Annotated in this window: 16 protein-coding genes; 6 read left to right on the forward strand and 10 right to left on the reverse strand. The window is 64.5% G+C overall.

From position 1 onward, the window contains the following. Positions 1-90: 90 nt before the first annotated feature. On the reverse strand, positions 91-330 hold the full coding sequence (locus tag ABIA96_RS10345) for a hypothetical protein (RefSeq protein ID WP_354136929.1): 240 nt from the start codon (positions 328-330) through the stop codon (positions 91-93). Positions 331-722: 392 nt separating this feature from the next. On the opposite strand from ABIA96_RS10345, the gene ABIA96_RS10350 reads away from it, so the two are divergent. The 3 genes from ABIA96_RS10350 to ABIA96_RS10360 all read left to right on the forward strand — a co-directional run bounded on the left by ABIA96_RS10350 (position 723) and on the right by ABIA96_RS10360 (position 5,672). Beyond that, positions 723-1,892, forward strand: a complete 1,170-nt coding sequence (locus ABIA96_RS10350) for an efflux RND transporter periplasmic adaptor subunit (RefSeq protein ID WP_354136930.1) — start codon at positions 723-725, stop codon at positions 1,890-1,892. Positions 1,893-1,894: 2 nt separating this feature from the next. Then, positions 1,895-5,032, forward strand: coding sequence for an efflux RND transporter permease subunit (locus tag ABIA96_RS10355; RefSeq protein WP_354136931.1), 3,138 nt, complete (start codon positions 1,895-1,897; stop codon positions 5,030-5,032). Positions 5,033-5,096: 64 nt separating this feature from the next. Beyond that, positions 5,097-5,672 carry an invasion associated locus B family protein gene (locus ABIA96_RS10360; RefSeq protein WP_354136932.1) on the forward strand — a complete coding sequence of 192 codons (576 nt, stop codon included), beginning with the start codon at positions 5,097-5,099 and terminating at the stop codon, positions 5,670-5,672. Positions 5,673-5,684: 12 nt separating this feature from the next. On the opposite strand, the gene ABIA96_RS10365 is transcribed toward ABIA96_RS10360, so the two are convergent. Further along, entirely contained in the window at positions 5,685-7,973 is a 2,289-nt protein-coding gene (locus ABIA96_RS10365) for an arylsulfatase (protein WP_354136933.1), read from the reverse strand. An 89-nt stretch (positions 7,974-8,062) separates the two neighbouring features. Between ABIA96_RS10365 and ABIA96_RS10370 the strand changes: the two genes are divergently transcribed. Further along, entirely contained in the window at positions 8,063-8,749 is a 687-nt protein-coding gene (locus ABIA96_RS10370; RefSeq protein ID WP_354136934.1) for a TetR/AcrR family transcriptional regulator, read from the forward strand. On the opposite strand, the gene ABIA96_RS10375 is transcribed toward ABIA96_RS10370, so the two are convergent. From ABIA96_RS10375 to iolD, 7 genes are all read right to left on the reverse strand, one after another. Further along, the gene (locus ABIA96_RS10375; RefSeq protein ID WP_354136935.1) at positions 8,731-9,450 is read right to left on the reverse strand and encodes an ABC transporter ATP-binding protein; all 720 of its coding nucleotides are present in this window, start codon (positions 9,448-9,450) and stop codon (positions 8,731-8,733) included. The genes ABIA96_RS10370 and ABIA96_RS10375 overlap by 19 nt on opposite strands. After that, positions 9,447-10,214, reverse strand: a complete 768-nt coding sequence (locus ABIA96_RS10380; RefSeq protein ID WP_354136936.1) for an ABC transporter ATP-binding protein — start codon at positions 10,212-10,214, stop codon at positions 9,447-9,449. The genes ABIA96_RS10375 and ABIA96_RS10380 overlap by 4 nt, the downstream gene beginning before the upstream one ends. After that, the gene (locus ABIA96_RS10385) at positions 10,204-11,184 is read right to left on the reverse strand and encodes a branched-chain amino acid ABC transporter permease (RefSeq protein ID WP_354136937.1); all 981 of its coding nucleotides are present in this window, start codon (positions 11,182-11,184) and stop codon (positions 10,204-10,206) included. The genes ABIA96_RS10380 and ABIA96_RS10385 overlap by 11 nt, the downstream gene beginning before the upstream one ends. Further along, positions 11,184-12,047, reverse strand: coding sequence for a branched-chain amino acid ABC transporter permease (locus ABIA96_RS10390; protein WP_354136938.1), 864 nt, complete (start codon positions 12,045-12,047; stop codon positions 11,184-11,186). Before ABIA96_RS10390 ends, ABIA96_RS10385 begins: the two co-directional genes overlap by 1 nt. Positions 12,048-12,112: 65 nt before the next feature. After that, positions 12,113-13,366, reverse strand: coding sequence for an ABC transporter substrate-binding protein (locus ABIA96_RS10395; RefSeq protein WP_354136939.1), 1,254 nt, complete (start codon positions 13,364-13,366; stop codon positions 12,113-12,115). A 246-nt stretch (positions 13,367-13,612) separates the two neighbouring features. Next, positions 13,613-14,512, reverse strand: coding sequence for a myo-inosose-2 dehydratase (iolE, locus tag ABIA96_RS10400; RefSeq protein ID WP_354136940.1), 900 nt, complete (start codon positions 14,510-14,512; stop codon positions 13,613-13,615). A 15-nt stretch (positions 14,513-14,527) separates the two neighbouring features. Further along, a complete protein-coding gene (iolD, locus tag ABIA96_RS10405; RefSeq protein ID WP_354136941.1) occupies positions 14,528-16,372 on the reverse strand; it encodes a 3D-(3,5/4)-trihydroxycyclohexane-1,2-dione acylhydrolase (decyclizing) in 1,845 nt (614 codons plus the stop codon). A gap of 227 nt (positions 16,373-16,599) precedes the next feature. Between iolD and iolG the strand changes: the two genes are divergently transcribed. Together iolG and ABIA96_RS10415 are read left to right on the forward strand one after the other, a co-directional pair. Then, positions 16,600-17,592 carry an inositol 2-dehydrogenase gene (iolG, locus tag ABIA96_RS10410; protein ID WP_354136942.1) on the forward strand — a complete coding sequence of 331 codons (993 nt, stop codon included), beginning with the start codon at positions 16,600-16,602 and terminating at the stop codon, positions 17,590-17,592. 2 nt (positions 17,593-17,594) lie between these two features. Continuing rightward, positions 17,595-18,377 carry an inositol monophosphatase family protein gene (locus ABIA96_RS10415; RefSeq protein ID WP_354136943.1) on the forward strand — a complete coding sequence of 261 codons (783 nt, stop codon included), beginning with the start codon at positions 17,595-17,597 and terminating at the stop codon, positions 18,375-18,377. A 76-nt stretch (positions 18,378-18,453) separates the two neighbouring features. Here ABIA96_RS10415 and ABIA96_RS10420 read toward each other — a convergent pair whose 3' ends face one another. Continuing rightward, on the reverse strand, positions 18,454-18,819 hold the full coding sequence (locus ABIA96_RS10420; RefSeq protein WP_354136944.1) for a DUF1428 domain-containing protein: 366 nt from the start codon (positions 18,817-18,819) through the stop codon (positions 18,454-18,456). Positions 18,820-18,936: the final 117 nt, after the last annotated feature.

Here is an 18,936-nt window from a genome sequence, read left to right on the forward strand (position 1 = left end):
CTCGAGTTTGAAATTGCCGAAATGTCGCGCGACACATTGAAGCAATCAGACGTTGCAGCACTTGTCCTTGCGCATCATTTTGCGCAGCCGTCAGTCGCTACTCGGCGGCTTCATCAGCGAGAACAATTCGTCGACGGTGCGCAGCGCAGTTGCGCGCACGCGATCGCTGTTGTCCATGCCGGCGATGTTGACGCCGTTGACGACGGCTTTGATCTCGTCGCGGAAGTCGGTGAGGAAGCGCAAGGGATCGCGCTGCTCATTGGCGACGCGCGCGATCAACCCCGTGATCAAAATCTGACACGCGATCAGCTTGCCGTTCAACTCGTCCATTCCGCACTCCTGTTGTGGCCGCGCTGATATGAACGACGCTGATTTTGCTGACAACCGAAACGCCGCATCACCGGTTTAGAACCGTTCTCGCGAGGTTAATTCACTTTCCTCGAAAGGCGCATTGGCGCGCTCTCCGCGGCCCACCACACCCACGCCGCCTGCGAGCATTTCCCGCCCCTTGCACGCTCCTCGTTCGGGCTGGGAAAATGCAGCACTGCACACCGCTGCGTCACCCGTTTGCCTACGGGGTGCAAAGCTTTCCAATTGTTTAGGATTCTCAACGGATAGTGCTGTTTACACTGGAACTTGGCGTGTATTATACAGGGCCGCTCCGGAACCCTTTGATAGCCCCGCAATTCGTTGTTTTGGGCATAAAGCCGATACGCTCACATATGAAAAAGTCACGGCCGATCCTGTGGATTCTCATCATCGCAGCCGTGGCCGGTGGCGGCTATTACGGCTGGAAGCGATTCTCCGCGTCTGAGGCTGCGAAAGCCCAGACCGCGCAGAAGGGTGCGACGCGGGTCACCGCCGTGCCCGTCAGTATCGCGCCGGTCCAGAAGGCCGACTTCCCGGTCTACCTGACGGGCCTCGGCACCGTGCAGGGCTTCAACACCGTACAAGTCCGGACACGGGTGGACGGCCAGATCGACAAGATCGCCTTCACCGAAGGCCAAATGGTCAAGCAAGGCGATCTCCTGGTCGAGATCGATCCGCGCCCGTTCCAGGCCGTCCTCGATCAGGCCAAGGCCAAGAAGGTGCAAGACGAGGCCAACCTCGCCAATGCCAATCTCGATCTTCAGCGCTTTACCAAGCTCGGTGAATTCGCGACGCGGCAGCAGACCGATACGCAACGCTCCACGGTTGCCCAGCTCACCGCCCAGATCGCCGCCGACGAAGCCGCGATCTCCAACGCCCAGACCCAGCTCGACTACACCCAGGTCAAGTCGCCGATCACCGGCGTCGCCGGCCTCCGCCAGGTCGACATCGGCAACATCGTCAACGCCTCGACCCAGACCGGCGTCGTCACCATCGCACAGGTCGAGCCGATCACGGTGATCTTCACCGCGCCGGAAGACCAGCTGCCCTATATCAGCGAGGGTCAGAAATCCGGCGAGCTCAAGGTGATCGCGTTCACCACCGACGGCAAGAAGACGCTGGCGGAAGGCAAGCTCGCGGTCATCAACAATCAGGTCGATACGAGCAGCGGGACTATCCGGCTCAAGGCGGTGTTCGACAACAAGGAACACGCGCTGTGGCCGGGACAATCGGTGTCGACACGCCTTCTGGTGCGGACCCTGAAGGATGCGACCATCGTCCCCGATGACGCAGTCCTGCATTCGACCAACGGTCTCTACTCTTATACCGTCAGCCAGGACAACAAGGCCGAGGTTCGCAAGATCAAGGTCAGCTACGCCATCGACGGACGTTCGGTCATCGATGAAGGGCTAAGCCCCGGCCAGCAGGTGATCACCGGCGGTCAGTACAAGGTGCAGCCCGGAAGTCTCGTCTCGACGACTGTGGCGAGCACGGATCCGGTTCAGAAGAACAAGGTTCAGTAGGAATGACCGAAGGCGGGATTTCGGCACCTTTCATCCGTTATCCCATCGGCACCTCGCTGCTGATGGCCGGCATTCTCTTTGTCGGTCTCGTTGCCTATCCACTGCTGCCGGTCGCGCCGCTGCCGCAGGTGGACTTCCCGACCATCCAGATCACGGCCAACCTGCCGGGCGGCAGCCCGGAGACGATGGCCTCGTCGGTCGCGCAGCCGCTGGAGCGCCAGTTCGCCCAGATTCCGGGCATCGCGCAGATGACCTCGACGAGCTATCTGGGCACCGCCTCGATCACCATCCAGTTCGACCTCAACCGCAGCATCGACGGTGCTGCGAACGACGTCCAGGGCGCCATCAACGCCGCCAGCGGCCAGTTGCCGAAGAACCTGCCCTCGCCGCCGACCTATCGCAAGGTGAACCCGGCGGACTCGCCGATCCTGCTGCTGTCGGCGACGTCAGACACGCTGCCGCTGACCACCGTCAGCGATTCGATCGACGCCCAGCTCGCCCAGCAGATCAGCCAGATATCCGGCGTCGCGCAGGTGTTCATCGGCGGCCAGCAGAAGCCCTCGGTTCGCGTGCAGATCGATCCGGCGAAACTCGTCGCCAAGGGCCTGTCACTCGAGGACGTGCGCAGCGCGATCGCAGTCACCACTGTCGACAGCCCCAAGGGCAATATCGACGGCGACAAGCGCGCCTATACGATCTACGCCAACGACCAGTTGTTGCAGTCCAAGGACTGGAACGACGTCATCATCGCCTACCGGAACGGCGGTCCCCTGCGGATCAAGGACATCGGCCAGGCGGTCACTGGTCCTGAGGACGCCAAACAGGCGGCCTGGGCCAACGGCAAACGCGGCGTGTTCCTGGTCGTGTTCAAGCAGCCGGGTGCCAACGTCATCGAGACCGTTGACCGGATCAAGGCCACCCTGCCCCGCTTGGTCGCGGCAATTCCGCCCGCGGTCAAGATCGAGGTCATCAGCGACCGCACCACGACCATCCGCGCAGCGGTCGAGGACGTACAGTTGACGCTGCTGCTGACCATCGCCCTCGTGGTCATGGTCATCTTCGTCTTCCTGCGCAGCTTCTGGGCGACGGTGATTCCGACCATCACGGTTCCGCTGGCGCTGCTCGGCGCCTGCGCCCTGATGTGGGTGTTCGGCTATTCGCTCGACAATCTGTCGCTGATGGCGCTCACGATCGCGGTCGGCTTCGTCGTCGACGACGCCATCGTGATGCTCGAGAACATCACCCGCTACATCGAGCAAGGCGAAAAACCGCACGCCGCCGCCTTCAAGGGCTCCAAGGAAATCGGCTTCACGATCGTGTCGATCAGTATCTCGCTGGTCGCGGTGCTGATCCCGCTGCTGCTGATGGGCGGCATCATCGGGCGCCTGTTCCGCGAATTCGCGGTCGTGCTGGCGATGACGATCTTCGTCTCGATGTTCGTGTCGCTGACACTGACGCCGATGATGGCCTCGCGTTTCCTGCGCGCACACGGCGAGGTCACCCACGGCAAGTTCTACCAGTGGAGCGAACGCGCCTTCGATGCGCTGCTGCGCGGCTATGAATATGTGCTCGATCACGCCCTGGCCTGGCGGCGCACGACCCTCGCGATCTTCTTCGCCACGCTCGCGCTGTCGGTCTATCTCTTCGTGCTGATCCCGAAGGGCTTCTTCCCACAGCAGGACGTCGGTCTGATCACCGCGACGTCGGAAGCCTCCCAGGACATCTCTTCTGCCGAGATGCGACGGCGCCAGGTCGAGCTCGGCAAGATCGTGATGGAAGATCCCGATATCGCCTCGTCCGCGATGAACATCGGCGGCAGCGGCCGCGCCGGCAATAACGGCAACATGTTCATCACGCTGAAGCCACGCAGCGAGCGCAGCGCGTCCGCGCAGCAGATCATCACGCGGCTGCGTCCCAAGCTCGAGAAGGTCGCCGGTGCCCGCCTCTATATGCAGGCGGCCCAGGACGTCCGCCTCGGCGGCCGTCCGACCCGCACACAGTTCGAGTTCACGTTGCAGGACGCCGATCTCGGCGAGCTCAACGAGTGGGCGCCGAAGATTCTCGCCAAGATGCAGACCCTGCCGCAGTTGCGCGACGTCGCGACCGACCAGCAGACCCAGGGCACCACGGTCCAGCTCAAGATCAACCGCGACACTGCCGCGCGCTACGGCATCCAGCCGCAGCTGATCGACGACACGCTCTATGACGCCTTCGGCCAGCGCCAGGTCGCCCAGTACTTCACGCAGCTCAACAGCTATCACGTGATCCTGGAGATCCTGCCGGAGATGCAGGGCAGCCTGGATTCGCTGAACAAGCTCTACCTGAAATCGCCACTGACCGGCGACCAGGTGCCGCTGTCGACCTTCGCGACATGGTCCACCGATCCGGTCCGCTCACTCTCGATCAGTCACCAGGGCCAGTTCCCGGCGATCACCATCAGCTTCAACCTCGCCCAGGGCGTGGCGCTCGGCCAGGCCACGGAGTCCGTGCAGAAGGCGATGGCCGAACTCGGCGCGCCGCCGACGCTCAATTCGAGCTTCCAGGGCACCGCGCAGGCGTTCCAGCAATCGCTCGGCACCGTGCCGCTGCTGATCCTCGCAGCGCTCGTCGTGGTCTACCTGATCCTCGGCATCCTCTACGAGAGCTACATCCATCCGATCACGATTCTATCGACGTTGCCCTCGGCCGGCGTCGGTGCGCTCTTGATCTTGATGGCTGCGGGCTTCGAGTTCAGCCTGATCGCGCTGATCGGCATCATCCTGCTGATCGGCATCGTGAAGAAGAACGGCATCATGATGGTCGACTTCGCCATCGCCGCCGAACGCGACGGGAAGACACCGGAGGAATCGATCCGTCAGGCCGCGCTGCTCCGCTTCCGCCCGATCATGATGACCACGATGGCAGCACTTCTCGGCGGCGTGCCGCTGATGCTCGGCCACGGCACCGGCGCCGAGATTCGCCAGCCACTCGGCTACGCCATGGTCGGCGGCCTGATCGTCAGCCAGGCGCTGACGCTGTTCACCACCCCGGTGGTTTATCTCTATCTCGACAAGTTCTCGAACCTGTTCTCGGGCCGCTCGGCCGAGGATGAAGGGCACGAGACGGCCGAGCACGGCACCGTCAAGGAAGCCGCCGAGTAAGCTTGCGCGGCGGCTCCCGCGACGCTACAGCGAGGCCCTCGGTTCACGCCAACGCGGTCTCGCCATGCCCATGCAATCCAGACTTGTCGCCCTCGCCGCCGCCGCTGTCCTATTGTCGACCGGCGTCACGCATGCCCAGCAGGGCGCCAAGAAGAGCGCAGCTCCGGCCCCTGCCGCCACGCAGTCCGCGCCCGCACCGACCCAGCCGCAAGCGGACGGTGCCGCCCCGGCGCAGCCCGGCTGGATCGCGCGCTGCACCAGCGCGAGCCGCGACGCGCCGCTCGAATGCGCGATCGAGCAGAACGCCGTTCTGACCAAGACCGGCCAGACCATTGTCCTGATCAACATCCGCATCGCGCCCGACACCCGCACGCCGGTAGCGCTGCTCCAGCTGCCGCTCGGCCTCAACCTCCCGGTCGGCGCCAAGCTTCAGGTCGACGAGGGCAAGACCGTCGATCTTCAGATCCAGACCTGCGAGAACCGCGGCTGCTACGCCTCGACGCCGATCGCGCCGGACCTGCTCGCGAGCCTGAAGTCGGGCAAGCAGTTGAAGGTGTCCTTCCAGAACATGTCCAAGGAGACGATCGCGATCCCGATGCCGCTCAGCGATTTCGCGACAGCCTACGACAAGATCAAGTAAGGGCCTCGGGCCCTACTGCCGCGCCATCTGTGCGTTGCCGACGGCCTCGCCGTCGAGCGTCTGGTCGTTGTGCATGGTGACGGTGACGCGGAGCAGCCGCCCTTCGAACGCGAACGGCGCCTCGTAATGCGACACCGGGCTGCCCCGGTCGCGGCCGATGTCGAGGCCGGACCACGAGATGAGGGTGTGGAAGCCGAGCTGGGTCTGGAGCGAGCCGGCCTCTTCACCGTCAATCAGCAGCGTGTAGTCGGTCACGCCGGTGCGCGAGCCCTTGGCCGGCGGCTCCTTGCGGACGAGACGTTCGACATGCACTCCCAATCGCCGCGCGCCTGAGGGCACCTTACGACCGGAGCGCACGATCTGGTGGCTACCGCCGATGTTGAGGTCGTGCACGAGGTGGCCGTCTTTGATATAGAGGCTGTAGCCCGACGTCGCATCGCCATGCGAGATCAGCACGCCGCTGGCTCCCTCTTCATCGATCTCGACATGCGCCTCGATCGTGTAGCTGCGGCTGCGCACGTCGGGAGCAACGTCCGTCGGCACATGGCCCATGCCGTGGTGAAAGACGAAGTGATGGCGCGCGCCGTGGAAGCGTGCAGCGTTCTCGGCAAAGCGCGGCCCGAAACGGTCGTCGAGCGGCAGCACATTGTGCTTCTCGGCCTCTTCCCACCATGTCGCGATCATCTGTCCTAGACGCTCCGGCTCCTTCGTCGCGAGATCGTTGGTCTCGGAGAAATCCTCATCGAGATGGAACAGCTCCCATTTGTCTTTCTCGAACGGCGTGCCCGGCGGATGGTAGGCGACGGCCTTCCAGCCGCCCTGCCAGAGGCCGCGATGGCCGAACATCTCGAAATATTGCGCTGACGTCTTCGATGGCACCGAGGCATCCATGATCGAGCGCGCAAAGCTCTCGCCTTCGAGCGGCATCTGCCGGCAGCCGGCGATCTCGCGCGGCGCCTCAATGCCGATCAAGTCCAGCAGCGTCGGCGTCAGGTCGCAGGCGTGCACGAACTGGTGCCGCAGCTCGCCCTTGGCTGCGATCCGCTTCGGCCAGTTGATGACGAAGGGATCGCGGATGCCGCCACCATGGGTGTTCTGCTTGTAGCGGCGCAACGGCGTGTTGGAGGCCATGGCCCAGCCGTGCGGGAAATTGCTGTGGGTGTCGGGCCCGCCGATGTCGTCGATGCGGGCGAGCTTTTCGGCGATCGGCTCCGGCTTGAAATTGAACGGACCCATCGCGTTGACGAAACCGAGCGGGCCGCCCTCCTGGCTCGCGCCATTGTCGGACATCACGATGATGACTGTGTTGTCGCGAATGTCAGCCGTCTCCAGAAACGCGACGAGGCGCGCAAGATGCCGGTCGGAATGGTCGAGCATGCCGGCGAAGGCTGCCTGCAGCCGCGTGAAGACGCGACGCTCGTCGGTGGAGTGATCCTCCCAGGCCTTGACGCCGTCGTTGCGCGGAGGCATCCGCGTCTCCGGCGGCACCAGCCCCATCGCTTTCTGGCGCGCAAGGCGCTGCTCGCGCTCGACATCCCAGCCGTGCACGAAGGACGCGTCGTAGCTTCGGATGATTTCGGCCGGTGCCTGGTGCGGCGCGTGACAGGCGCCGAGCGCAACCCAGGTCAGCCAGGGAATATCGGGCCGGTCGGCATGGTGATCACCGATGAAGCGGATCGCCTGGTCGACCAAATCTTCGGTCAGATGATAGCCGTCGGCATAGGTGCCTGGAGGATCGATGTGCGTGTTGTCCGAGACGAGCTCGGGCGCGTATTGGTCGGTCTCGGCGTCGAGGAAGCCGTAGAAGCGGTCGAAGCCGCGGCCCAGCGGCCAGCCGTCGAACGGGCCGGTCGCGCCGCTCTCGGTCAGCGGCGTGACGTGCCATTTGCCGACCATGTAATTGCGATAGCCGTGCACGCGCAGCATCTCGGCAAGCGTTCCCGCCTCGCGGGCGATCTTGCCGCGATAACCGGGATAGCCGGAATCGAAATTGGCCAGACAGCCGACGCCGACCGAATGGTGGTTGCGCCCGGTGAGCAGCGCGGCGCGCGTCGTCGAGCACATCGCGGTGGTGTGGAAGCCGGAGTAGCGCAGGCCCTCCGCGGCGAGCTTGTCTATGGTCGGCGTCTTGATCGCCGAGCCGTAGCAGCCGAAATCGGAGAAGCCGACATCGTCGAACAGCACGACGAGGATGTTCGGCGCGCCCACGGGCGGCTTTACACCCTCCGGCCACCAGGGCTTTGACTCCGCAACCGTCTTGCCGACGGTACCGCGGAACGGCGTGCCGCTGCCTGCGCTCATCTATTGCTCCCTGTCCCGGCCGTCACGGTTGACCCGCGGCTCGTCTCATCATAAATTATAATCCGAATTATGATTATGATTCAGGGCTGATGCAAGCACGAACGCGGCCATCTTCGGGAGACCCCGGCTCTCGCGATTTCGACCTGCCTGGCGTCGCCCCATCACGTCAGAAGCGCAGCCGCGAGACAACGCTGGCGCTGCTGCGCGCCGGCGCCGACATGCTGCGGACGCGTAGCTTTGCGGAGCTCTCGATCGAGGCGCTCTGTACGGAAGTGGGCGTTACCGTCGGCGCCTTCTACAGCCGCTTCGAGAGCAAGGAGGCCTATTTTGGCGCGTTGATGGCGCTCGCCGCGCGCGACGGCGAGCAGCGGCTCGGCGAGATCAGACGCCCTTTATCCGCGACGGACCTCGACAAGCTCTGCCAAATCGTCGTCAGCGGCATCGTCGCCTGGATGCGCCACCACGAGGGCGTACTGCGCGCGGCCCTCCAGCATGACGACACCCGTCCGGACAAATGGACGACATTCAAGGCCCTGGCCAAGACGACCGCCGAGCGCGCCACCCCTCTCCTGCTGCCCGCCATGGGCAAGGGCCGCGGGGCCGCAAAGACCCGCGCCATCGCGTTCGGCCTGCAGGTCGTACTGGGCACGCTGGTGAACGCGATCCTCAACGATCCCGGCCCGCTGTCGCTCCGGTCGAAAGAGATGGAGACGCGGCTCGCCTTCTGTCTCTCAGTGTTGCTCCAGGCGGAGATCGGTCAGTCCACGCCGAGATAGGCCTTCTGCACCTGCGGATCTTCCGCGAGCGCTGCCGCCGTGCCGGATAGCACGCTCCTGCCGACCTGGAGCACGGTGGCGAAATCCGAGACTTCCAATGCGAGCTCGATCGACTGTTCGGCGAGCAGAATGGTCAGACCCTCGCGGTGGAGGTGGCTGAAGGTTTCGTACATGGACTCGACCACCGCCGGCGCGAGGCCGAGTGATGGCTCATCCAGCATCAAGAGCCTGGGGTCGCTCATCAGCGCACGGCCGACCGCAAGCATCTGACGCTCGCCGCCGGACATGGTGCCGGCGCGCTGGGTACGGCGCTCCTTCAGGCGCGGGAAAAATTCGTAGACGCGCTCGAGGAGCGCGGCCTGGCGCGACTTGTCGTGCAGCGGCGTGGCGCCCAGCATAAGGTTGTTCTCGACGCTTTGCTGCACAAACAGCCGCCAGCCCTCCGGCGACAACGCAAGCCCCTTGCGCACGATGGCGAATGCCCGCTGGCCGGCGATGTCCTCGCCACGAAAGCTGATCGATCCCGAATGAACGGGAATGAGACCGGCGACCGCGTTCAGCGTCGTGGTCTTGCCGCCTCCGTTGGAGCCGAGCAATGCGACGACGCTCCCTTCCGGCACTTCCAACGAAACATCGGAGACGCCAATGAGATCGCCATAGCGCACCTCGAGGTGCTCGATCCTGAGCAACGGTCCGCTCATAGATCCGGCCCGCCCATCAGCTCGACCGGCGTGTGGCCGGCGGCTGCCTTCGCGGCGCGTTTGCCAAGGTAGGCTTCGATCACAGCAGGGTCCGAGGTGACTTCGCGGGGTGACCCACGGGCGATCTCCTTGCCTTGGTGAAACACCATCACGCGGCTTGCCAGCGACATGATCACTTCCATGATGTGCTCGACGATGACGAGCGTGATGCCGGAACGATGGATGTCGCGGACGAGATCGATCGCAAGCCTCACTTCGTGCGCGTTGAGGCCAGCCATGGCCTCATCGAGCAGCAGCACCTTCGGCTCGGTCGCGAGCGCGCGGGCGATTTCCAGCCGCTTGCGCCCGGGCGTGCCGAGCGAGCGCGCCGGCGCATCCGCGAGCCGACTCATGCCCACGCGCTCCAGCACGGCGCGCGCCCTGGCTTCGGCCTCCTTGCGATGCGAAGTCCGCAGGAAAGCACCAATCGTGACGTTTTCCAGCACGGTCATGCCTTCAAACGTCTGCGGCACCTGGAAGGTACGCGCAAGCCCGAGCCCGGCACGCAGCTCCGGCGTGAAATCCGTGATGTCGCGTCCTCCAAACAGAACGCGGCCGGAGGTGGCCTTGAGGTCGCCGGTCAGGCAATTGAAGAAAGTGGATTTCCCTGCGCCGTTCGGCCCGATCAGGCCGAGAATGTCGCCCTGCTCCAAGGTCACGGAGGCGTCGTCCACCGCCTTGAAGCTGCCGAACGCCTTGGTGATCCCGCGCGCCTCAAGGAGCATGGCTTGCTCCCGTATCGGTCGTTGGCTTCCTGCGCCGCGTAAACAGGCTGAGCAGACCGCCGGGCTGGAAGCGCGCGATCAGGACGATGATCGCGCCATAGAGCACGAAGGTGAGGCCGGCACCCTTGCCGCCGAGCCAACTGTTGGAGATCTCCTCCAGCGGCACCAGGATCGCGGCCCCCACCAGCGGCCCGAACAGCAACCCTGCCCCGCCCAGTGCGGCCATGATCAGGATCTTCACCGAGATCAGGATGCCGAACCCGGACTCGGGATCGACAAAGCCGAACATCATCGCATAGAGCGCGCCGGCAACGCTCGTGAACGCCGCACTCAGCATGTAGGCGTAGAGCTTGGTCCGGCTCGCGGGTGCACCGAGCGAGCGTGCGGCACGCTCGGAGTCCTTGATCGCGCGCAGGTAAAATCCCATCCGGCTGTTGGTCATCCACCAGGTGATGAACAGCGTGATCGCGAGGATGACGAGGAAGAGATAGTAATATGGCAGCGACGACAGGAACGAGAGATCGAAGATGTTGCGCGGCACGGTCGGCCCCGAGAGGCCGACGGCCGCACCCAACCAATCGGTGTTGGTGACGATCAGCCGCATCGTCTCGGCCACCGCGATCGTCGCCATGCTGAAATAGTGACCGGACAGCCGCAGCGTCGGCACACCGATGATCGCGGCAAGCCCGACCGCCAGCACGATGCCGCCGGGAATGCCGAACAGCGGCGACAATCCGAACTTGGCGTAGCTCCCCATTGCGGCATAGGCACCGCAGCCGAAGAACACGACATGGCCGACCGAGACCTGCCCGGCATAGCCGCCGACGATGTTCCAGGCCGACGCCGCGATCGCGTAGAGCAGCACCAGCGCGCCGAGGCGCTGCTGGAACGGTGAGGACAACAGCAAGGGATAAGCGATCGCAATCGCTGCGACGACCGAGAGCCAGATCCAGCGCCGCATCACATCCATCAGGACTTGCCCATCAGACCTTGCGGCCGGAACCAGAGGAAGAACAGGAACAGCACATAGACGATGATGTCCTTGTAGATCGCGCCGATCAGATAGCCGGACAGCGACTCGATCACGCCGATCAGAAGACCCGCGACGAGCGCACCAGGCACGCTACCAAAACCGCCGAGCGAGACCGTGACGAAGGCGACGATGCTGAGCGTCTCACCGACCGTCGGCACGATGTAGAAGAAATTCGCGATCAGCGCGCCGGCTAGCCCCGTTGCGCCCGCCGCGATCGCCCAGGCGATCGCCTGCATGGTGTCGGGACGTATGCCCATCAGCTGCGCCGCGGTCTGATCCTCCGCTACCGCCAGCATTTTCGAGCCAAGCGAGGTACGCGTCAGCAAGAGATGCAGGCCAAACGTCACCAGCAGGGCGACCACGCCGGCCAGCAGCCGCGAAGCCTCGATGCGCAGGCCTGCGAACGCATAGGTGCCGCCGACAATGTCCTGCGGCATCGACAGGAAGTTGGCGCCGAACCACCAGAACACGGAATAGCGCAGCAAGAGCGCTAGCCCGAAGGTGCCGAGGATCTGCGCAAGCATCGGCCCCTTCATGATATCGCGGATCAGGGCGAAGTAGACGACGACACCGACCGTTGCGAGCACCAGCGTCGCCAGCGGCGCACCGAGGAGCGGCCCGCCTCCCAACAGGGTGTAGACGACGTAGGCGACATACATGCCGAGCATGACGAAATCGCCATGGGCGAAATTGACGATGTTCATCATGCCCCACACCAGGGTGAGGCCCGAGGAAAACAGGGCGTAGACGGCGCCAAGCAGAAGCCCGCCGACGATCACCTGCACGAGGACAAAGGACATGAGCCGCGTTGCTCTGATCAGATCATTTTGGGAGCGGCGGGCCGCGCGGCCCCGCCTTCAACAATTCACCAGCCCTTGTAGGGCAGCACCGGCGACTTCTCGGCATTGGCCTTGGGCCACACCGAGACGTAGTTCTCGCCGTCCTGAAGCTGGATGATGGCGCCGGACGCCAGGATGTTCTGGCCCTTGTCGTCGAACTTCACGCCCTTGTAGCCGATCATAAGCTGGTCGGCTTTCAGGTCCGTCGCCTTCAAGGCAGCCTGAACCTTGGCAGGATCGGTCGATCCGGCACGGTCGACGGCGTCGGCCAGCACGAAGAAGCCCTGCATCTGGCGAGCGACCGTGTCGTCCATCTCCTCGCCGCTCTTCTTCTTGTACATGTCGGCGATGACGGCCGACGCCGAGCCCGACGGTCCGACGACCCAGGACGAGCGGTTGAACACGCCCTGCGAGATCTTGCCGACCGCCTTGATGAAGGACGGGTCGGAATAGCCGGCATCGTCGGCGAGCAGGATCGCAGGCTTGTAGTCGAGCGACTGCATGGTCTTGGCGAACAGGATCGCATCCGACGTGTAGCTGATCATGATGATCACGTCCGGCTTCTTGTCCTTGAGCTGGAGCACTTGGCCCTGAAGGTCGGTCGCGTTGACGGGATAGGCGACATCGAGCGCGACCGGCTGCCCCTTCTCCTTGAAGGCGGCGCTGATCGTGTTGGCGACCGAAGTGCCGTATTCGGTGTTGTCGTGGACCAGCGCGATGGCGTCGGTCTTGGCGCCGGTCGCCTTCATGTCGGTGAGGAACTCAGTGTATATCTTGGCGAAATCGGTCGCGATCGGCGTGGTGCGGAAGAACCATTTGAAGCCGCGCTCGGTGAGATTGGCGGCAACGGATTCCGAATTCAGAAAGGGAATGCCGTATTTCTCGGCAATCGCGCTTGATGTCAGCGTCACTCCGGACTGATACGAGCCGAATACGGCCGCGACCTTGTCTTCTGTGATCAGGCGTAGCGCCTGGTTCTGCCCCGTCGCCGGGTTGCCCTGGTTGTCGGCGAAGACGGCCTCGATCTTGGCACCGCCGAGACCGGCAAGGCCTGCGTTCTTGGCCAACGGCAAATTGCCGAGCTCGGGATGCGCATTGTTGATGATGTCCATGGCGACTTCGATGGCCGCCTTGGCGTGTGCTCCGATCGAGGCAGTGCCGCCAGACATCGGCATGATGACGCCGATCTTGACCACCTTGTCCTCGGCGCGTGCGCCGGCAGCGAGCGCAAGGGACATCGCGGCCGCGCAAAGCAGCCCCGTGACGTACTTCAATGTCATGAAATCAGACCTCCCAGAGGGTTTCCCCAACCAGTATTTTTCGGAAAGCTTGGGCGAAGCGCCCGCTTCCGTTTGATTATGCCTGGCGACGAGAGGATGGCATGCCAGCGGAGCACCGGCAAGGTGAAAGGGATTGCGACGATGCTGCACAAGGTAGCAGCGATTACGCAGCGTCCGGGCGGCGCGCGTTCTATCTGGCGTCGTTTATGTCACGCGAGACAACTGCTGCTGCGGCGACCTCTTGGCTCAGGCAAGCCCGGCCTCCTTCAAGCTCTTCTTCAGATGGGCGATCCCCTTCCTGGCATAGGTCAGCGGATGCGCCTTCTGCGGATCCTGCTCCGCCTCGACGACAACCCAACCGGAATAGTCCGGCAGCTCGCGGAAGACCGCCGGGTAATCGACCATGCCGTCGCCGGGCACGGTGTAGACACCGAGATCGCTGCCCTGCCCCAGCACCGCATCGAGGAAGCTCCAATCCTCGCGGCGCGCCTGCTCCATCACCGCCAAGCGCACATCCTTGGCGTGGAAATGGCTGATCCGGGTGCGATAACGCCGAGCCAGCGCGGCGGGATCGGCACCGCCCCAAGTGGCGTGACCGGTGTCGAGCAGCAGATGAGAGGCCTCGCCGGTCGCCGCCATGAAGGCGTCGATATCATCAGCGCTTTCCACGATGGTGCCGATGTGATGATGGTAGACCAGCCTGACGCCCTCGGCGAGCGTACGTTCCGCCACCTCTGTGATCCGGCGGCCGAACTCCGCCCAGTCGCTCGCCTTCATCACCGGCCGCTGCGATAGCGGCTTGCTGCGATCGCCATGGATTGCATTCGAAGTCTCGGCGAAGACCAGCACGGTAGATCCCATCGCCTTCAGCAGATCGAGATGCGGGCGCAGATACCGCATCTCCTCGTCGGCATCGCGCCTCAGAAGCTCCGCCGAATACCAGCCGGAGATGCAGGCCATGCCGAACGGCGCGAGCGCGGCCTTTAGCGCCTGCGGCTCGCGCGGAAATTTGTGGCCCAGCTCCATGCCCTCGAAGCCCACCTCGCGCGCTTCGGCCAGGCAGGTCTCGAGCGGCGTCTCGCCGCCAATCTCCTGCAGATCGTCGTTCGACCAGCCGATAGGGTTGGCGCCGATACGGATAAGCATGTCGTCCTCGTTCGATCAGTTATTGCGGCGCGCGAGCGCCTCGACATAATTGTGCCTTGCGGCCTCGACCTCGGCACGATCCGAGACCTCCGGTACCGCCACATCCCACCAATGGCCGCCGGCATCGGTCGAGAGCAGCGGGTCGGTGTCGATTACGACGACGCTGGTCCGATCGTGGCGTCGCGCCTCGTCGAACGCCGCTTCGAGCTCTGTGATGCTTGCAACCTTGCGCGCGATCGCGCCCATCGCGGCGGCGTGGGCTGCGAAGTCGATCGCGGGCAGCGTCTCGTGACGGGCGTCGCGCAGGAGGTTGTTGAAGGAGGCGCCGCCGGTCGCGTTCTGGAGCCGATTGATGCAGCCGAAGCCGCGGTTGTCGAGCACGACGATGACGAGCTTGGCGCCGAGCATCACCGACGTTGCGATCTCGGAATTCATCATCAGGTAGGAACCGTCGCCGACCATCACGACGACCTCGCGCAAGGGATCGGCGAGCTTGACGCCCAGCCCGCCGGCGATCTCGTAGCCCATGCAGGAATAGCCGTATTCCATGTGGTAGCCGCCGGGCGAACCGGGCTGCCAGAGCTTGTGCAATTCGCCGGGCAAGCCGCCGGCGGCGCAGAGCACGACGTCGCTCGGCCGGCTGCGGCGTTGAACCGCGCCGATGACCTGCGCGTCGCTCGGCAAGGTCTCGTTGCCGGCCGCGGTGTAGCGTGTTGCCGTTTCGAGCCAGGCCGTGCGGCCGCTCCTGGCCTGGCCGGTCCAACTGGCAGGCGCGGCCCAGCCCTGAAGTATGGCGCCGAGTTCCGCCAGCCCGACCTTGGCATCGGCGACGAGTGGTTGCGCACGGTGTTTTCCGGCATCGAAGCTCTGGGTATTGAGGCCGACGATCCGGCAAGCGGGATCGGCGAAGAGTGAGCGCGAACCGGTGGTGAAATCTTGCAGCCGGGTGCCGATCGCAAGAACGAGATCGGCCTGCCGTGCCGCATCGTTGGCGGCGCCCGTGCCGGTCACGCCGATCGCCCCGAGATTGAGTGGATGGTCGTGAGGCAGCGCGCTCTTGCCGGCTTGCGTTTCCGCGGCTGGGATACCGTGCGCTGTGCAGAAGGCCGCGAGATCGCCTTCCGCCTCACTGTAGAGGACGCCACCGCCTGCGACGACGAGCGGGCGCCTGGCCGTCTTGATAAGAGCGACGGCTTGCGCCAACTGCGTCTCGTCGGCCCGCGGCCGGCGCGGCTGCCAGACGCGCTCGGCGAAGAACCAGTCGGGATAGTCGAAGGCTTCCGTCTGCACGTCCTGGCAGAGCGCGAGCGTCACGGGGCCGCATTCGGCCGTATCCGTCAGCACCTGCATCGCGCGCTCGAAGGCGGGCATGATTTGCTCGGGCCGGGTGATGCGGTCGAAATAACGCGAGATGGGCCGGAAGCAGTCATTGGCGGAGACGGTCCCGTCGCCGAAATCCTCGACTTGCTGCAGCACCGGGTCAGGACGGCGCCCGGCAAAGACGTCGCCCGGCAGCAGCAACACCGGCAGGCGATTGACGTGGGCGACGGCAGCAGCCGTCACCATATTGGTCGCGCCTGGCCCGATCGAACTCGTCACCGCCATCATGCGCCGGCGGCGCGAGGCCTTGGCGAAGGCGATCGCGGCATGTGCCATCGCCTGCTCATTATGGGCGCGCAAGGTCGGTAGACGGTCGCGCGCGGCATACAGCGCCTCGCCGAGGCCCGCCACATTGCCATGCCCGAAGATCGCCCAGACCCCGGCGAAGAGCGGCAGCTCCTGCCCATCGACCACCGTCTTCTGCGCAGCCATCGCGGCGACGAGCGCCTGCGCCATGGTGAGCCTGATCGTCGCCATCATTTGCTCCCGTTCAACCGCGCCGCCCGGCTTGGACCAGCCCGCCGAAATGTTCCATCATCGCGCTGACCGAGCGCGCGCTCGCGCAACTGAGTCGCGAATGCGTCGTCGTCCGATCTGCCACGATGCTGTGACGCGCTGGGGGACATCGAGAAGGGCACGCTCCGACCTTGACTAGGCGGCGCAGAGAATGGAATGCTTATTCCAATAGTCAAGCAATGATGATGACAATGCGGTTTGGACTTCTTGGCGCCGGAAGGATCGGGTGCATTCACGGGCTCAATGTCGCGGCGCGCGGCGATGCACGGCTCATCGCAGTGGCCGACGCCTCGGCCGAGGCGGCGTCCTCGCTGGCGCAGACTGCAGGCGCGAAAGTGGCCGATGCGAATGCGATCATGGGCGATGCCGGCATCGATGCCATCCTGATCTGCACGCCGACCGACACGCATGCCGACCTGATCGAGGCCGCCGTCTCGGCCGGCAAGGCCGTGTTCTGCGAGAAGCCGGTCGATCTCGATTCAGACCGGATCCGCCGCTGCCTGGCCACGGTCGAGAAGATGGGCAAGCCCCTGATGATCGGCTTCAACCGCCGCTTCGATCCTAACTTTGCGGCGTTGGAGAAGCGGCTGCGCCAGGGCGAGGCCGGCGAGATAGAGATCATCAACATCATCTCGCGTGATCCTGGACCGCCGCCGCTTGACTATGTGAAACGCTCGGGCGGACTCTTCCGCGACATGATGATCCATGATTTCGACATGGCGCGCTTCCTGCTGGCGGAGGAGCCGGTCGAGGTCTTCGCGCTCGGCTCTGCACTGGTGGACAAGGCCATCGGTGAAGCCGGCGACGTCGATACCGCCGCGGTGCTGATGAAGACGGCGAGCGGACGCATCGCGCAGATCTCGAATTCGCGCCGCGCCACTTACGGCTACGACCAGCGCGTGGAAGTGCATGGCTCAAAGGGAATGCTGAGAGCCGGCAACATCCACGAGACAACCGTCGAGATCGCCACCGGCGCGGGCTTCCGCGCCGATCCGGTGCAGAACTTCTTCCTCGAACGCTATGCCGCCGCTTATCGCGCCGAGCTTGCTGCCTTCATCACCGCCTGCGCCGGCAAGGCTGCCCCCTCTCCTACCGGTCTCGACGGGCTGCGCGCCCAGATGCTCGCTGACGCCGCCACCGAATCCGCCCGTACCGGTCGCCCTGTCGCCATCAAGGCCGTCTGACCATGACGCCTGCCGAACTCAGGCTGCGGCGCTACGCGGCCCAGGGCCTCGTCGCCGAGGCGGGGCGCATGGCGCTGGACTATTTCGGCCGCAAGGAAAGCCTCGGCGTCACGATGAAGGGGGCGCAGGATTGGCTCACCGTCGCCGACGGCGCCATCGAGGATTTTTTGCGTGCGCGGCTGGCAGAGCTCTTCCCCGGCGACACGGTGATCGGTGAGGAAGGCGGCGGCGAGGCCAGCGATGCGGTCTGGATCCTCGATCCGATCGACGGCACGTCGAACTTCGCGCGTGGTGATCGCAACTGGTGCACCTCCGTCGGCTTCCTGCTGAACCGCGAGCCGACGATCGGCATCGTCGCCGCACCGGCGCTGGACGAGCTCTATGTCGCGCAACGCGGCCAGGGCGCGACGCTGAACGGGCAGCCGATCGCCGTCTCAGGCGCCGATGACATCCGCCGCGCTTATGTCGAACTGGGTTGGTCGGCCCGTTTACCCTCGCAGCGCTATCTCGATGTGATCGGCCGCGGATATTCTGCCGGCTGCTCGATCAAGCGCTCGGGCTCGGGCACGCTGGGCCTCTGTCATGTCGCGAACGGGCGCACCGACGGCTATGCCGAGCTGCATATCAACGCCTGGGACGTCGCCGCCGGCATTGTGATCGTCGGCGAGGCTGGTGGCTGGGTCAACGACTTCTTCGCCGGTGACGGTATCAGCAAAGGCAATCCGATTCTGTGCTGCACGCCGGCGCTGGCGTCGCAGCTCCGCGTAATCACGGAGATTTCGTAGCCGGCTGGGGAACCTGGATTCGAACCTGCAGTGGATTGGCCCCGCAGCGCTTCGTACAATCGCGGGGCCAACTCATCTACGAAGCGCGCTCATCACTTGCCTGAAACAGCATCGTGAAGCCGCCATAGATCATGCGCTTGCCGTCGAACGGCATGTCGGAGCCCTTGAGACGCGGATCGGCCATCACCTTGGCGTTGACGGCATCGCGGCTCGCTCGATCGCGGTAGACGATCCAGGAGAACACCACGACCTCGTTCTCCGTCGCCATCACCGCACGCGGAAAGGATGTGAGCTCGCCGTAGGGCACGTCATCGCCGATGCACTCGACATAGTCGAGCGCACCATGCTCCATCCACACCGCGCAAGCCGTTCGGGCCAGCGCCTTGTAGGCCTCGATCTTGTCCCTCGCCACTGCCAGCACGAAACCATCGATATAGGGCATCACGGATCTCCTTGGGTTGCACGTCCCAAGGACGATCGGACCCGCGCCGATCCGACCGGCGATGGAGATATGTGGATGAGGCAAACCGCCGCGAACGGCGGCGCGGCAGACGGAAGG

The sequence above is a fragment of the Bradyrhizobium sp. LB11.1 genome, from assembly GCF_040549385.1.
Lineage (GTDB): Bacteria > Pseudomonadota > Alphaproteobacteria > Rhizobiales > Xanthobacteraceae > Bradyrhizobium.

Excerpts from the sequence above, each read along its gene's own strand:
- ABIA96_RS10345 (WP_354136929.1), bottom strand. The coding sequence starts at position 330 with ATGGACGAGTTGAACGGCAAGCTGATCGCGTGTCAGATTTTGATCACG.
- ABIA96_RS10350 (WP_354136930.1), top strand. The coding sequence starts at position 723 with ATGAAAAAGTCACGGCCGATCCTGTGGATTCTCATCATCGCAGCCGTG.
- ABIA96_RS10355 (WP_354136931.1), top strand. The coding sequence starts at position 1,895 with ATGACCGAAGGCGGGATTTCGGCACCTTTCATCCGTTATCCCATCGGC.
- ABIA96_RS10360 (WP_354136932.1), top strand. The coding sequence starts at position 5,097 with ATGCCCATGCAATCCAGACTTGTCGCCCTCGCCGCCGCCGCTGTCCTA.
- ABIA96_RS10365 (WP_354136933.1), bottom strand. The coding sequence starts at position 7,973 with ATGAGCGCAGGCAGCGGCACGCCGTTCCGCGGTACCGTCGGCAAGACG.
- ABIA96_RS10370 (WP_354136934.1), top strand. The coding sequence starts at position 8,063 with ATGCAAGCACGAACGCGGCCATCTTCGGGAGACCCCGGCTCTCGCGAT.
- ABIA96_RS10375 (WP_354136935.1), bottom strand. The coding sequence starts at position 9,450 with ATGAGCGGACCGTTGCTCAGGATCGAGCACCTCGAGGTGCGCTATGGC.
- ABIA96_RS10380 (WP_354136936.1), bottom strand. The coding sequence starts at position 10,214 with ATGCTCCTTGAGGCGCGCGGGATCACCAAGGCGTTCGGCAGCTTCAAG.
- ABIA96_RS10385 (WP_354136937.1), bottom strand. The coding sequence starts at position 11,184 with ATGGATGTGATGCGGCGCTGGATCTGGCTCTCGGTCGTCGCAGCGATT.
- ABIA96_RS10390 (WP_354136938.1), bottom strand. The coding sequence starts at position 12,047 with ATGTCCTTTGTCCTCGTGCAGGTGATCGTCGGCGGGCTTCTGCTTGGC.
- ABIA96_RS10395 (WP_354136939.1), bottom strand. The coding sequence starts at position 13,366 with ATGACATTGAAGTACGTCACGGGGCTGCTTTGCGCGGCCGCGATGTCC.
- iolE (WP_354136940.1), bottom strand. The coding sequence starts at position 14,512 with ATGCTTATCCGTATCGGCGCCAACCCTATCGGCTGGTCGAACGACGAT.
- iolD (WP_354136941.1), bottom strand. The coding sequence starts at position 16,372 with ATGATGGCGACGATCAGGCTCACCATGGCGCAGGCGCTCGTCGCCGCG.
- iolG (WP_354136942.1), top strand. The coding sequence starts at position 16,600 with ATGCGGTTTGGACTTCTTGGCGCCGGAAGGATCGGGTGCATTCACGGG.
- ABIA96_RS10415 (WP_354136943.1), top strand. The coding sequence starts at position 17,595 with ATGACGCCTGCCGAACTCAGGCTGCGGCGCTACGCGGCCCAGGGCCTC.
- ABIA96_RS10420 (WP_354136944.1), bottom strand. The coding sequence starts at position 18,819 with ATGCCCTATATCGATGGTTTCGTGCTGGCAGTGGCGAGGGACAAGATC.